At 61.8% G+C, this 13,438-nt stretch carries 13 protein-coding genes and 1 pseudogene; 12 read left to right on the top strand and 2 right to left on the bottom strand.

Annotated elements, in window-relative coordinates; translation table 11 throughout:
• From NKH36_RS33765 to NKH36_RS33750, 4 genes are all read left to right on the top strand, one after another.
• The coding region (locus NKH36_RS33765; RefSeq protein WP_352966106.1) for a hypothetical protein at positions 1–181 on the top strand (181 nt) is incomplete at its 5' end.
• A complete protein-coding gene (locus NKH36_RS33760; RefSeq protein ID WP_352966105.1) occupies positions 178–624 on the top strand; it encodes a DUF2924 domain-containing protein in 447 nt (148 codons plus the stop codon). The genes NKH36_RS33765 and NKH36_RS33760, both read left to right, overlap by 4 nt.
• A complete protein-coding gene (locus NKH36_RS33755) occupies positions 621–1,952 on the top strand; it encodes a recombinase family protein (RefSeq protein WP_352966104.1) in 1,332 nt (443 codons plus the stop codon). The genes NKH36_RS33760 and NKH36_RS33755 overlap by 4 nt, the downstream gene beginning before the upstream one ends.
• Positions 1,949–2,371, top strand: coding sequence for a hypothetical protein (locus NKH36_RS33750; protein WP_352966102.1), 423 nt, complete (start codon positions 1,949–1,951; stop codon positions 2,369–2,371). Before NKH36_RS33755 ends, NKH36_RS33750 begins: the two co-directional genes overlap by 4 nt.
• A 21-nt stretch (positions 2,372–2,392) precedes the next feature.
• Here NKH36_RS33750 and NKH36_RS33745 read toward each other — a convergent pair whose 3' ends face one another.
• Together NKH36_RS33745 and NKH36_RS33740 are read right to left on the bottom strand one after the other, a co-directional pair.
• Entirely contained in the window at positions 2,393–3,130 is a 738-nt protein-coding gene (locus NKH36_RS33745) for a DUF4336 domain-containing protein (protein WP_352966101.1), read from the bottom strand.
• A gap of 240 nt (positions 3,131–3,370) precedes the next feature.
• Positions 3,371–3,955 (bottom strand): helix-turn-helix domain-containing protein, encoded by a 585-nt coding sequence (locus NKH36_RS33740; RefSeq protein WP_352966099.1) that lies wholly within the window; start codon positions 3,953–3,955, stop codon positions 3,371–3,373.
• A 161-nt stretch (positions 3,956–4,116) separates the two neighbouring features.
• Between NKH36_RS33740 and NKH36_RS33735 the strand changes: the two genes are divergently transcribed.
• The 8 genes and pseudogenes from NKH36_RS33735 to NKH36_RS34990 form a co-directional block, all read left to right on the top strand.
• Positions 4,117–4,602: a fasciclin domain-containing protein gene (locus NKH36_RS33735; protein WP_352966098.1), complete on the top strand. Its 486-nt coding sequence runs from the start codon at positions 4,117–4,119 to the stop codon at positions 4,600–4,602.
• 28 nt (positions 4,603–4,630) lie between these two features.
• Positions 4,631–4,855 carry a DUF378 domain-containing protein gene (locus NKH36_RS33730; protein WP_352966097.1) on the top strand — a complete coding sequence of 75 codons (225 nt, stop codon included), beginning with the start codon at positions 4,631–4,633 and terminating at the stop codon, positions 4,853–4,855.
• Between the two features lie 59 nt (positions 4,856–4,914).
• A complete protein-coding gene (locus NKH36_RS33725; RefSeq protein ID WP_352966095.1) occupies positions 4,915–5,403 on the top strand; it encodes a TspO/MBR family protein in 489 nt (162 codons plus the stop codon).
• The gene (locus NKH36_RS33720) at positions 5,400–5,909 is read left to right on the top strand and encodes a hypothetical protein (protein WP_352966094.1); all 510 of its coding nucleotides are present in this window, start codon (positions 5,400–5,402) and stop codon (positions 5,907–5,909) included. Before NKH36_RS33725 ends, NKH36_RS33720 begins: the two co-directional genes overlap by 4 nt.
• 160 nt (positions 5,910–6,069) lie before the next feature.
• The gene (locus tag NKH36_RS33715) at positions 6,070–11,235 is read left to right on the top strand and encodes a GAF domain-containing protein (RefSeq protein WP_352966093.1); all 5,166 of its coding nucleotides are present in this window, start codon (positions 6,070–6,072) and stop codon (positions 11,233–11,235) included.
• Complete coding sequence (locus tag NKH36_RS33710; protein WP_352966091.1) at positions 11,232–11,621, top strand: response regulator; 390 nt, start codon at positions 11,232–11,234, stop codon at positions 11,619–11,621. The genes NKH36_RS33715 and NKH36_RS33710 overlap by 4 nt, the downstream gene beginning before the upstream one ends.
• Entirely contained in the window at positions 11,618–12,862 is a 1,245-nt protein-coding gene (locus NKH36_RS33705; protein ID WP_352966090.1) for an adenylate/guanylate cyclase domain-containing protein, read from the top strand. Before NKH36_RS33710 ends, NKH36_RS33705 begins: the two co-directional genes overlap by 4 nt.
• 39 nt (positions 12,863–12,901) lie before the next feature.
• Positions 12,902–13,057, top strand: a pseudogene (locus NKH36_RS34990) (IS21 family transposase); the annotation flags it as partial.
• Positions 13,058–13,438 lie beyond the last annotated feature (381 nt).

Raw genomic sequence — 13,438 nt, 5'->3', positions numbered from 1 at the left:
TCGGATGAGCTCCGCCGAGCGCCTCGCGGAAATCGCCAGCATTCTGGCCGCCGGCGTCATGCGTCTTCGGGCGCGACAGTCAAGCGGACTATCTGGCGAGCGGGAGAATAGTTTCGTGGACTTCGCCGCCAACCAGAGCGGTCATGCAACCGGACTCGAACAGATGGAGGGCGGGGCATGACAGAGCAAGTGACAGGCAGGTTGGCAGCGATCAAAACAATGGACATCATTGCCCTGAAGAGAATGTGGCGGGACCTCTTCGCCGCCGAACCGCCGCCCTACAATCGCAAGTTTCTGGAGAGCAGGCTGGCCTACCGGGTACAGGAACTCGCCTATGGTGGGCTGAAGCCGGAGATACTGAAGCGGCTGGCCGCACTGGCCGAAGATCTGGAGCCTCGCTCGGGCGGGCGCGGTACCCGCTCTGACAACCGACCTGTCACCGGCACCAGGCTGATGCGCGAATGGCAGGGGGTGGAGCATTGCGCGACGGTCCTGGCCGACAGCTACGAATATGATGGCAGGCCCTACAAATCGCTCTCGGCAATCGCCCGCGCGATCACCGGCACACGCTGGAACGGCCTGGTCTTCTTCGGCCTGAAGAGCCAGAGGGGGAGGGCGCAATGAACGTGCACTCACCCGACAAAAAGCAAGTGGTGCGAAAGCTGCGCTGCGCCGTCTATACGCGAAAGTCCTCGGAAGAGGGGCTCGACATGGAGTTCAACTCCCTCGACGCCCAGCGCGAGGCCTGTGAGGCTTACGTCGCCAGCCAGCGGGCTGAGGGATGGGTTCTGGTGCCTGATCGATATGACGATGGCGGCATCTCCGGCGCCACGCTGGAACGGCCCGGCCTGAAGCGGCTGCTCCGCGATGTCGATGCCGGCCTGGTCGACGTGGTGGTGGTCTACAAGATCGATCGGCTCTCGCGGGCGCTCACCGACTTTTCCCGGCTGGTCGAGTTGTTCGAGGCGACCAACGTCACCTTCGTATCGATCACCCAGAGCTTCAACACCACGACCTCCATGGGCCGGCTGACGCTGAACATCCTGCTTTCCTTCGCCCAGTTCGAGCGCGAGGTCATCGGCGAGCGCATCAGGGACAAGTTCGCTGCATCCAGGCGAAAGGGCATGTGGATGGGTGGCAACGTTCCATTTGGCTACCGGGTCGAGAACCGCAAGCTTCTGATCCAAGAGGATGAGGCAGCCATTGTGCGCTCGATCTTCGAGCGATTCCTGCTGATCGGTTCGGCGACCATCCTGGCGCGAACCCTGAATGCGGAGGGCCTTAGACGCAAGAACGGAAAGGCCTTCGACAAGGGCCTATTGTACAAGCTCCTCAGCAATCGGGTGTACATCGGCGAGGCCGTCCACAAGGGCACGAGCTATCCCGGCGAGCATCAGCCTATCATCAGCCAGGACCTCTGGGACAAGGTTCGCTCGATTGTTGCCGAAAGCCCAAGCAAGCGGGCCGGGCAGAGCCGCAGGCAGACGCCAGCACTCCTCAAGGGGCTGCTCTTTGCTCCGAGCGGCTACGCCATGACACCTGTCCATACCCGCAAGAAGGGGAAGCTCTACCGCTACTACGTCACCACGAGCGTGCAGAAGCTCGGACCGGAGACATGCCCGGTCCGCCGTGTGCCGGCAGGCGAGATCGAGGCTGCGGTCATCGACCAGCTTCGGGCGCTGCTTCGAACGCCCGAGGTCATCGTAAAGACCTGGATGGCCGCGCGAAAGGACGATTCCGACATTACTGAAACCGAGGTCCGTGAAGCCCTCGTCCAGTTGGATCCACTCTGGGATGAGCTCTTCCCGGCCGAGCAGGCCCGCATCGTCCAGCTTCTGGTCGAGCGGGTGGATGTCGCCGTCGAGGGCATTTCCATCCGGCTTCGCACGGAAGGCATGGCCAGCCTCGCGACGGAGCTGAGACAGCAGCCGGAGCACAGGAGCACCGCATGATGCCATCAGAGGCCAAATATGCCGAACTCAGCCCTGACGGCAAATCGCTCACCGTTCATCTGCCGCTGACCCTGCGCAAGCGTGGTGGCCGCAAGATCATCATCTCGCCCGCCGGCGCACAGCAATGGACCCCAGCACGGCCACGCATGGACAACACTCTGATCCGGGCGCTGGCGCGGGCGTTCCGGTGGAAACACATGCTGGAAACAGGCGAGTTCGCCACAGTGATCGAACTTGCCGCGGCCGAAAGGCTTGACCGCTCCTTCGTATCCCACGTGCTCCAGTTGACGCTGCTCGCGCCCGATCTGGTCGAAGCCATACTCGGACGGCAGTCCATGGGGGTTCAGCTCCAGGCGCTCGTCAGGGGTTTGCCCGTCGAATGGGGACGGCAACGGGAGTTGATGGCTACTTCCTGCTGACAATCTTCTCTGCGGCCGCACTCAGAGAAGCCAGGCCAGCGACTGGCGAAGTAATGTCGTCCCATCCTCGTGGAACCACCGGCCATGGCTGAAGATCACGCGCTTTGGATTAAAAGCCACGAGGCGCTCCGCGGCCGCCTTCGCCTGCTCATGCTTCCGTTTGATGATCATCCGCAGGTAAATGGGCGCCTTCCCCACAGGTGCCGTGACGCCTAAGAGGCGCGCCGCCGGCCTGATGATGAACGGCAGCTTTTCCGGCTCGAGATTCAGAACTAGATCCGTAAGCACCATAGTTCGGCTGTTCTTGTGATAAAACGCGACTTCGGTGAACCCACCGGCTCCTGGAATGAGAACCTGATCGAGATCTTTCGACCAGGCTTCCGGCGCCGCAGCGGCCAGATCGTGATCGATCCTGACGCCAGCCCGGCGGACCTTTGCCCGATGGCGCAAGACCGGAGCGGCCCAAGTCGACGCTCCCTGCAGATGGTTCTGCCACTCCTTGAGGAAGGTCCAGTGTCCACTGTTTGGCGCAACCAGATGCACTATCGGACCAATCTGCTCGAGCTGCTTTCTCAGCTCAAAAACGAACCGTGTTGGTGAATGCAGCAGGAGACCGCCATTCCCGAGCTGGATAACCGTCATGCGCACCGGGATTGGAATGCCCATCACGCTCAGCGGTCCGCTGTCGACGATCCAGATCCCAGGGGCGACAGGCTTGGCGACATCAAGAGGAGGGTAGGTGGCGTCTTCAGGCTTCATGGTTGTGCTCCAATTCAGCTTGGAACTGGCGCAACACGCTTCGAGAGGATCTGTTCCGGGGAACAGCGTGACGGCCTAGTTCGTCTGACCAAAGCAAATTATTATGTTGCAACATACAACGGCAGCTTTGCGCCCATCTCGGCCGTTAACTACCCGCGGCTCCCCCTGGAAGCCGACTTCCTCCACCAACGCTGGCAATGCATAGGGATGTAGTTTCAGGGGTACTCAGTCAGCGGCGGCCTATGAAGAAGTCACAACAATGGCGGTTGAAGTTTCGTTGCCTTCACGGCGGTAACTGTGCGGAACGCTTGAGTCGAAATATACAGCGTCCCCCGTATCCAGCGCGGCCTCCTTGCCATCCACATTGAGTATAAGCCGACCGCTGAGCACGTAGATGAACTCAGCGCTGCCATGTTGATGCGGCTCTGAGGGCGGCGAATCGACCGGGAACTCGGCGTAGAACGCTTCCATGCGGCGGTCAGAAGCGGGATAGTCCAGGCTTTCGAATAGATAGGCCGGGTGCTTTTCGCCCGGAAGGCTGGGAAGTTTGAGACGCTGCTTCTTTCGGACGACCACGATGAGCGGCTCCTCCTTGTCTGCATTGAAGAAGTGATCGAGGCCGACGCCGAAAACCATGGCGATCCGAAGCAGCGTGGGCAGGGTTGGAAACATCTGCCCGCGCTCGATCTTCGACAGCATCGCAGGCGAGAGCCCTGTATGACCGGCCAACTGCACCAGCCCCAGCTTCTTTCTCAGACGCAGTGCCTTGATACGAGGGCCGATCGCGTACCGCTGAAGCTCGGTTGAAAGCGTGTCGGAGAGCACGTGGCAAAACTCCTTTTCGTTTCGGGAAACTATGCCAACGATATTATCTTCACAAGAGAATTATCTTTCTGTTCACGAAAATTTGAGTGGTAAGAAAAGTGATTTGCTCCACATGAAAGCAATGACGTGCACCCTGCACCGGTCATCAGAGGAGAAATGCCATGAAGTTCAAAAGTGTTTTGTTCGCTGCAGCGATCACGCTCGGCAGCAGCGTCAGCGCGTTCGCCGCGGAGAAGGATGTCGTCGACACTGCGGTGGAGGCGGGTCAGTTCAAGACCCTGGCCGCAGCGCTCGAAGCGGCGGGCCTGGTCACAACTCTCAAAGGGACGGGTCCGTTCACGGTCTTTGCTCCGACCGATGAAGCCTTCGCCAAATTGCCGGCCGGTACCGTCGAAAACCTGCTGAAGCCGGAGAACAAGCAAAAACTCACTGAGATCCTCACCTACCATGTGGTCGCGGGGAAGGTGATGGCTGCGGACGTGGCGGGTGTCGATGAAGCGAAGTCGGTAAATGGCAAAATGATCGACATCGAAGTCGAGGGCTCCACCGTCAAGGTCAACGATGCCGCCGTCACTGCTGCCGATCTTGCTGCCTCGAATGGCGTCATCCATGTCATCGACAAGGTGATCATGCCGCCGGAAGGCTGACCCTCATCCCTCGACCTGGAGAAGAACCATGAAGATCATCAACATTTTTACGCTCATCCTCGTAATCGTAGGCGGGCTGAACTGGGGGCTGGTCGGGCTATTTAGCTTTGACCTCGTGGCCGCCATCTTCGGGGCTGGCTCGGGGTTCGCCCGGATCGTTTACATCCTGGTAGGGCTATCGGCGACCTGGCAGATCACCCCCCTGCTTTCTGCAATGGGCTCCGGCGAGTTCGCTGCTGGCCAGAACCGATAGGGCTTCGGAGGGACCCGCTTGCCTCGTCGGCGGTTCCCTCCGTCTTTTGCCGGATGGACATGCATTCCCTCCTCGTGCTGGTCGCCTTCGAGGTCGCGAGCTTCGCTGCGGCGGCTACCGGCGTAATCTTTAGGCCAGGCGACTGGTACAAGCAGCTCGACAAGCCAAGATGGCGCCCGCCGGATTGGCTGTTCGCCCCGGTCTGGACGGTTCTCTATGCATCGATCGGACTGTCGGGCTGGCTCGTATGGCTAGAGGCAGGCATTGCCGGTGCAGCACTGCCTCTCAGTGTCTATGGAGTCCAACTTCTGCTCAATGCTGCGTGGACGCCGATCTTTTTTGGACTTCACCGACGCGGGCTGGCCGTGGTGGAGATCATGGTGCTTTGGGCTGCGATCCTGGCGACGATTATAATGTTTCACCCCGTGAATGCGGCTGCTGCCTTGCTACTTTTTCCGTACCTGACGTGGGTGAGTTTCGCGGCGGCACTTAGCTTGTCCATCTGGCGGCGCAACCGCTCGAAACCACTGTCGCAGGGCGCCCGATGAGACCCCGGTGGGTCGTCGTGAACGATCGGATGCAGCAAGGCTACCGGTACGCTCTCGTTGCGCCAATTGGCCGTGACTTTCATCCCGATTTCCGGCCAGACTTGACACCCGCCGAGATGCTCGCGCTCGGCGTGTTCGGCGGCAAGTATATGACCGATTGTCGCGACGAATTCCCCAACAGCTGGTTTGCAGAGGCCCGGCTGTCATCGCTGCGAAAAGATCCGTCACTTAACTCGTTCGGTGTCGACGCCAGCCAACCGCTCAGCGTCTGGCGAGCCAATGGATGGATACATCCCGACGATCCGCGTGGCTGGTTCCAGTGGTATTGCCGTTACCACCAAGGTCGTCGCATGCCCGGCGAGGACGAGCGACAGATCGCCCGTTGGAAAGCTATTCGCCGCCATATCGCGCAGCTTCGCCGAGCCTGCGAGCCTGGGGACTGCCGGTGCCGGCCGCGCCAGCGCCAGGCTCTGCTGCATTGGGCATATGACAGCCGTTCGATTTAACCTTATGCCGCTGCTGTACGGAAAAACGTCGATCTTCCTCGCTGCGAATGGAGGAAGAATCGCTCGACTGCCGGTGACCTAGTATTTTTAGTGTTATTCTGCCTATGGTTTGCGTCTCGACCTAGAGGCCAGCGCTGCGACCGAGGGCTAGAACCTGCACATGCGGGAATCACACGGCGAACTCGAAGCTAGGATTGGGCTTCTCACGCGCGAGCTCAACGAAGCGCGCGAACGCGAGACGGCAACCGGCGAGCTGCTTCGCATCATCGCCTCGTCGCCGACCGATATCAAGCCGGTCCTCGACGCCGTGGCGGCGAGCGCCGCCCGTCTTTGCGACGCCTACGATGTGATCATTCGGCTCAAGAAGGACGATATGCTCCATCTCGGTGCCCATTCTGGCCCGATCGCGGTCGATGAGGCGCCGTGGCCGCTGGAGCGCGACCGAGTAATGGCGCGGTCGGTGATCGATGCGAGGACCATGCAGGTCGAAGACCTATCCGAAGCCGGGGCCGAATTCGCGGCAGGCCGGGAAATGGCCATCCAGTACGGCTTTCGCACCATCCTGGCGACACCTCTCGTGGGCGATGGAAGAGCGATCGGTGCGATTAGCCTGCGGCGAAGAGAGGTGAGACCGTTCAGCGACAGGCAGATCGAGCTTCTGAAGACCTTCGCCGACCAGGCCGTGATCGCCATCTCGAACGTTCGGCTGTTCGAAGAAGTGCAGGCGCGGACGGCCGAACTCAGCGAAGCGCTGGCTCAGCAGACCGCGACGGCCGACGTGCTCAAGGTAATCAGCCGGTCGGCCTTCGACCTTGAACCCGTACTGCAGACGCTACTCGATTCGGCGATCCGCCTGGCCGGCGGTGATATGGGCGCGATCTCACTGCGCGATGGCGATTGGCTACGGGTCATGACCGGGACCGGTTGGACCGATGAACTTCGCGCTTATGAGAAGAGCCATCCACACCCGATCGGGCGTGGGACATTTCAAGGTCGAGCCGCCCTCGAAGGGGCAACCGTTCATGTGCCCGACGTGTCCAAGGATATGGAATACAAAAGGCCGGAAGCGGCGACCATGGGCGATTTCCGCGCGGCCCTTTCGGTCCCGCTCAAGCGAGGCCAAGAGGTGATCGGTGTCTTCGGCATGGCGAGGCGAACCGTGGGGGCGTTCTCACAACGCCAGATCGAACTTGTGGAGAGTTTCGCCGATCAGGCGGTCATCGCAATCGAGAACGTGCGCCTGTTCGACGAGGTGCAGGCGCGCAATCACGAAGTGACCGAGGCTCTGGAGCGCGAGACCGCGACGGGCTCCATCCTGCGCGTCATCGCGGCGTCGCCCACCGACATCCAACCGGTTCTCGACGCCGTCGCTGAAAGCGCCGCGCGTCTCTGCGATGCCCATGACGCGACGATCTATCTGCGGCAGGGCGATCGTTTGGCGGTCGGGGCGCATCATGGGCCAATCCCGGTCGACGGCGCCGGGCTGCCTGTCGCCCGCGACGTGGTCACCGGTCGCGCGGTGCTCGACCGGGCACCGGTCCATGTTCATGACCTGACCGAGGCGGGTGTAGACTTTGCAACGGGCAGGGCAATGGCCCACCGGCTCGGCTTCCGCACCATCCTTGCGATCCCACTGCTGCGTGACGGGGAGGCGGTCGGAGCGCTGATGATCCGGCGCATCGAGATGCGGCCCTTCACCGACAAGCAGATCGCGCTGCTCAAGACGTTCGCCGACCAGGCCGTCATCGCCATTTCCAACGTCCGGCTGTTCGAGGAGGTTCAGGCGCGGACGAGGGATCTGCAGGAAAGCCTGGAATACCAGACCGCCACTTCCGACGTGCTCGGCGTGATCAGCCGCTCGCCGGCGCAGGCGCAGCCGGTCCTCGACACCATCGTCACGACCGCCGGCCACCTCTGCGAGGCGGACTATGCCTATGTCTACATGCGCAAGGATGACGGGAAATATCATCTGGTGGCGGCGCACCCGGCGGACGCCGCGCAGATCGACTACTGGCGCGCCAATCCGGTCAGCCTCGACCGCGGCACGACCACCGGACGCACGGCATTGGAGCGGCGAACGGTGCATATCCCGGACGCGACCGCCGACCCGGCCTATACGCGCTCGGAATGGATCAAGCTGAGCGACGCGCGCACCTTTCTTGGCGTACCGCTGTTGCGCGATGGCGATCCGATCGGCGTCATCGCGGCGGCGCGCAGGCGCACGGTGCCCTTCTCGGACCGCCAGATCGAACTGATCACGACCTTCGCCGACCAGGCGGTGATCGCGATCGAGAACGCCAGGCTGTTCGAAGAGGTGCAGGCGCGGACGGCCGAACTGACCGAAGCGCTTGCTCAGCAGACCGCGACGGCGGACGTGCTCAAGGTTATCAGTGCCTCGACATTCGATCTCAAGGCGGTGCTTCAGACGCTGATAGAATCCGCGGTGAAGTTATGCGGGGCCGAATTGGGTGGCATATATATGCTCGACGGCGACGTTTACCACATATCCGCTTCGCATGGGGACTCGCCTGAGTTGAGAGCCCATGAGGAAGCCCATCCCAATCGGGTTGGCCGTGATTCCTGGGTTGGTCGCGCCGCATTGGAAAAGGCGGTCGTTCATGTCCCGGACGTGACCCTGGACTTGGAGTATGGTACTCCAGATGTGCCAAGAATAGGAAAGTTCGCAGCTGGGTTATCGGTGCCGTTGTTGCGCGAAGGGATCCCGATTGGTGTCTTCTCGATGGCGCGTGCAAAGCCAGGCCCGTTTTCCGAGCGCCAGATCGAACTCGTCCAGACTTTCGCCGACCAGGCCGTCATCGCGATCGAGAACGTCCGCCTGTTCGAGGAAGTGCAGCAGCGGACGCGGGAGGCCACCGAGGCGCTAGAGTACCAGACGGCGACCAGCGATGTGCTTGGCGTCATCAGCCGCTCGCCCACTGATGTGCAGCCGGTGTTCAACATGATCGCGCAAAGTGCCGCTCGTCTGTGCGAAGCGCAGTTCTGCTTTGTCTACAGATATGATGGCCAGCTTCTGCATTTCGTCGCGCATCACGGCATCACCGAAGAAAGCGTTGAGATCGTACGCAACACCTTTCCCGTGGCACCTACTCGCGGCAGTGCCGCCGAACGGGCGATTCTCAATCTTGAGGTGGCGCAGATCCCGGACCTCACCTTGGATAGTGAATTCACGCATCGCGCCGCGGCGGCTTTCTCGGGCCTGCGCAGCGCTGTCGCCGTGCCGGTGCTGCGTGACGGCCTGCCCATCGGTTGCATAGCAGTCGGGCGTGCTGAGACGGGCTTTCTTGCCGCCAAGCAAGTCGAACTTCTGAAGACCTTCGCCGACCAAGCGGTCATCGCCATCGAGAATGTCCGCCTGTTCGACGAGGTGCAGGCGCGCACGGCGGAGCTCAGCGAGTCGCTCCAGCAGCAGACGGCGACCGCAGATGTGCTGAAAGTCATCAGCGCATCCGCCTTCGACCTGCAGACGGTGCTGGACACTCTCGTGGAATCGGCAGTCCGGCTGTGTCGCGCGGACAAGGGTTGCCTCGAACGAATTATCGATGGCAGGTTCGAATATGCGGCCATCACCGGATTTCCCCCGGGCTTCAGGGAGTATGGCGAAACGCACCAGACGGAACCCGGCCGCGGATCGGCTGTGGGGCGCGCTGCCGAAGAACTGCGCGTCATCCAGATCGAAGATGTCACCGTGGACCCTGAATATACACATTCGGCGATTGCCGCGGTCGGCGGCATGAGCACCGTCCTTGCAGTGCCGCTGCTTCGTGAAGGCGAACTCCTTGGCACCTTTGCCATGATCCGCACCGAGGTGCGGCCCTTTAACGAGAGGGAAATCGAACTGGTCAAAACCTTCGCCGACCAGGCGGTGATCGCCATCCAGAATGTGCGCCTGTTCGACGAGGTGCAGGCACGTACCGCAGATGTCAGCGAGGCGCTGAGGCAGCAGACGGCGACGGCGGATGTGCTGAAGGTGATCAGCCGCGCGGCTTTCGACCTGCCCACCGTGTTGAACGCTCTGGTCGAATCGGCCGCCAAGCTGTGCGGAGCAAGCTATGGCGGAATCTTCCTTCGTTACGGCAACATGCTGCGTGGCCGCGCCACTATCTCCGAAAGAAAAACCGATTGGACGATGGATCATCCGATCGCAATCGACCGCCGGTGGCTTTCGGGACGCGTAGCCCTCTCGGGTAGTATCGAGTACATACCCGACGTGGAGGAGGATGCGGATTTCAATCTGCAGGAATTCCGGGCAATCACCGACACAAGGGCGCTGATGGGTGTTCCGATGCTCAGAGAAGGCAAGGTCGAGGGCGTGTTCTTCCTCGGGAAGTTGGAGCCGAATTCATTCACTTCGCGCCAAGGCGAACTTGTGCAGACGTTCGCCGACCAAGCCGTGATCGCGATCGAGAACGTCAGGCTGTTCGATCAGGTGCAGGCGCGCACTGAGGAACTGTCGCGCTCGCTGGACGACCTGCGCAAGGCCCAGGATCGGCTCGTGCAGACCGAAAAGCTCGCCTCGCTCGGCCAGCTGACCGCGGGTATAGCTCACGAGATCAAGAACCCGCTCAACTTCGTCAACAATTTCTCCTCGCTGTCCGGCGATCTGATCGTGGAGCTGCGCGAGGCGCTGCAAGGCGCGGCGCTTGACGACAAGATCCGCGCGGAGATCGATGAGTTGTCGGACATGCTGAAGGGCAATCTCGACAAGGTGGTACAGCACGGCAAGCGCGCCGACTCGATCGTCAGGAACATGCTGCTCCACTCGCGCTCGGGCTCGGGCGAGCACCGGCCGGTCGACATCAATGCCGTCGTGGAGGAGAGCTTGAACCTCGCCTATCATGGCGCCCGCGCCGAGGGGAAAGGCTTCAACATCATGTTGGAAAGGAATTTCGATCCAGGCGCCGGCGAGGTCGATCTCTTTCCGCAGGAGATCACCCGCGTGCTGTTGAACCTGATCTCCAACGGCTTTTACGCGACGACGAAACGGCGGGCGGCCGAAGGCGAAACCGGCTACGAGCCGGTGTTGGCGGCATCGACGAAAAGCCTGGGCGATGCGGTCGAGATCAGGATCCGCGACAACGGCACCGGCATCCCGCCGGAGGTGAAGGAAAAGATGTTCAACCCGTTCTTCACCACCAAGCCGGCGGGCGAGGGTACGGGGCTCGGCCTGTCCTTGAGCCACGACATCATCGTGAAACAGCACGCCGGCACGATAGAGGTGGAGACCGAGCCGGGCGCCTTCACCGAATTCCGCATCGTCTTGCCGCGCGGCGCCGCGACGCTCGCAAAAGCCGGAGACAACGCTTGAGCCTGCTCATCCTGGTCGTCGACGACGAGCCCGACATCGAGGTGCTGTTCCGGCAGCAGTTCCGGCGAGATCTTAGAACCGGGCGCTTCGAGATGGCGTTCGCACTTTCGGCGCCGCAGGCGCTGGCGCTGATCGAGGCTGCGGAAAGCGCTTCGCTGATCCTCATCCTGTCGGACATCAACATGCCGGGCACGAGCGGCCTGGAGCTTCTGCCGAAAGCGAAGGCGTTGCGTCCCGATGTGCCCGTGATCATGATCACCGCCTATGGCGACGCAGAGACCAATAGGAAGGCGCTGGAAAACGGCGCCGAGGCACTATTGACGAAGCCGCTCGATTTCGTCGCGCTACGCGGCGAGATCGACGTTCGCGTCGGGCTCGCGGCATGACGGCGCTGATCCTGGTCGTCGACGACGAGCCGGACCTGGAGCCGCTGGTCCTGCAGAAATTCCGCCACCAAATCCGCGACGGCGCCGTGAGCTTTATCTTCGCCCGCGACGGCGTCGAGGCGCTCGACCTGATCGCCGCCAATCCCGACATCGAAATGGTCGTTACCGACATCAACATGCCGCGCATGGACGGGCTGTCGCTTCTTGCGAAGCTCCAGGACGCCGAGGAGCGGCTGTCGACCATCATCGTGTCGGCCTATGGCGACATGGCCAACATCCGGACCGCAATGAACCGCGGGGCCTTCGATTTCCTGATGAAGCCGATCGATTTCGCCGACCTCGAGACGACTATCGCCAAGACGCTGAGGCACCTTTCCCTTCTGCGCGACGCGCGGGGCAAGCAGGTGGCGGCCGAGCGCGCGCACGCCTCGCTGTCGCGCTACTTCTCGCCCAACCTCGCCGAGCGGCTCGCCGGCGACGCTGGCGAGCTTGCCGGGCAGCGACGCGAGGTGGCGTCGCTCTTCACTGACATCGCCGGCTTCACTGCGCTGGCGGAAACGCTCGACCCGGCGGTACTGGGCGAACTCCTCAACGCGTACCTCGCCGGCATGACCGACATCGTTTTCCACCACGAGGGCACGGTAGCCAAGATCGTCGGGGACGCACTGCATGTGCTCTTCGGCGCGCCGGGCGAGCAGCCCGACCATGCCGCCCGCGCGGTCGCCAGCGCGCTTGACCTCGACGACTTTTCGGAAGACTTCCGCGCCGGCTGGCGCGCCAGGGGCGTGGCGCTCGGTCCCACCCGCATTGGCGTCCACGCCGGGCCGGCGATCGTCGGCAATTTCGGCGGCGCCCGCTTCTTCGACTACTCCGCCTATGGCGACACCATCAACATCGCGGCGCGGCTGGAAGCCGCCAACAAGCAACTAGGCACCCGTATTTGCGTGAGCGAGAGCGTCGCGAGACAGGTTGCGAATTTCCGAGGGCGGCCGGTGGGTGACCTCGTGTTGAGAGGACGAACGGAGTCGCTGCGCGCTTTCGAGCCACTGCGGCCTGAACAATGCGATGACCTCGCGACGAAGGATTACCTCGCGGCTTTCGCTAAGCTGGAAGCCGGCGACCCTAGTGCGGTCACCTCGTTCGCTGCTGAGGTAGGCAGGCGCGCAGAGGACCAGCTTGCGAGCTTCCACTTGAAGCGATTGCTGAACGGCGCGACAGGTCCGCGGATCAACATGGATTGATCGAGCCTACGTTCAAATGTCCACTTCAGCTCACTTCGATCGCCTAGCAAACTTGATGCCTGTACCGAGCGGCTGACGGCCTGGCTGAGGACGGAGTCGAACAGGCCGCGCAAGCAGAAGCGCACGATCAAGCAGTTGCACGCCGATCTGATGAGCCTCGGCTATGAGGGCTCTTATGGCCGTATCGCCGTTTTTCGCATGACTGGAAAGAAGACCGGCAGCGCCAGCTGCAACGAGCTGGCGCTGCAGCTCGGTCCGACCGGCTGAACGTCCGCTATCGTTCTTCGAACCCCAAAAGCCGCCATTCCGCTGTCGGCCCCCAAAAAGCCGCCAGGCGGCAACGCACTTTGAGATGAACTCTGCCGCTTCCCGTTAGCCGAAGTTGCAAGCGGCCGCTAACAATCGTGGTTGCGCCTTTAGGGCATCCGTGGTTCAGACCGCTGGTGGATTAGAACTCATGTTGGCTTTGCGATCGGCTCATCGCTGCCGACAATCGGTGACCTATATAAAGGGGCATGTCCACGCGCCGAAAAATCAATGCAACAGCGAAGCTGATTGGAGAGTGGCCTTTAACCC

Origin of the sequence: Mesorhizobium sp. M1312, from assembly GCF_040318115.1 — a bacterium.
GTDB lineage: Bacteria > Pseudomonadota > Alphaproteobacteria > Rhizobiales > Rhizobiaceae > Mesorhizobium.
This window is presented reverse-complemented; position numbering and strand designations above follow the sequence as displayed.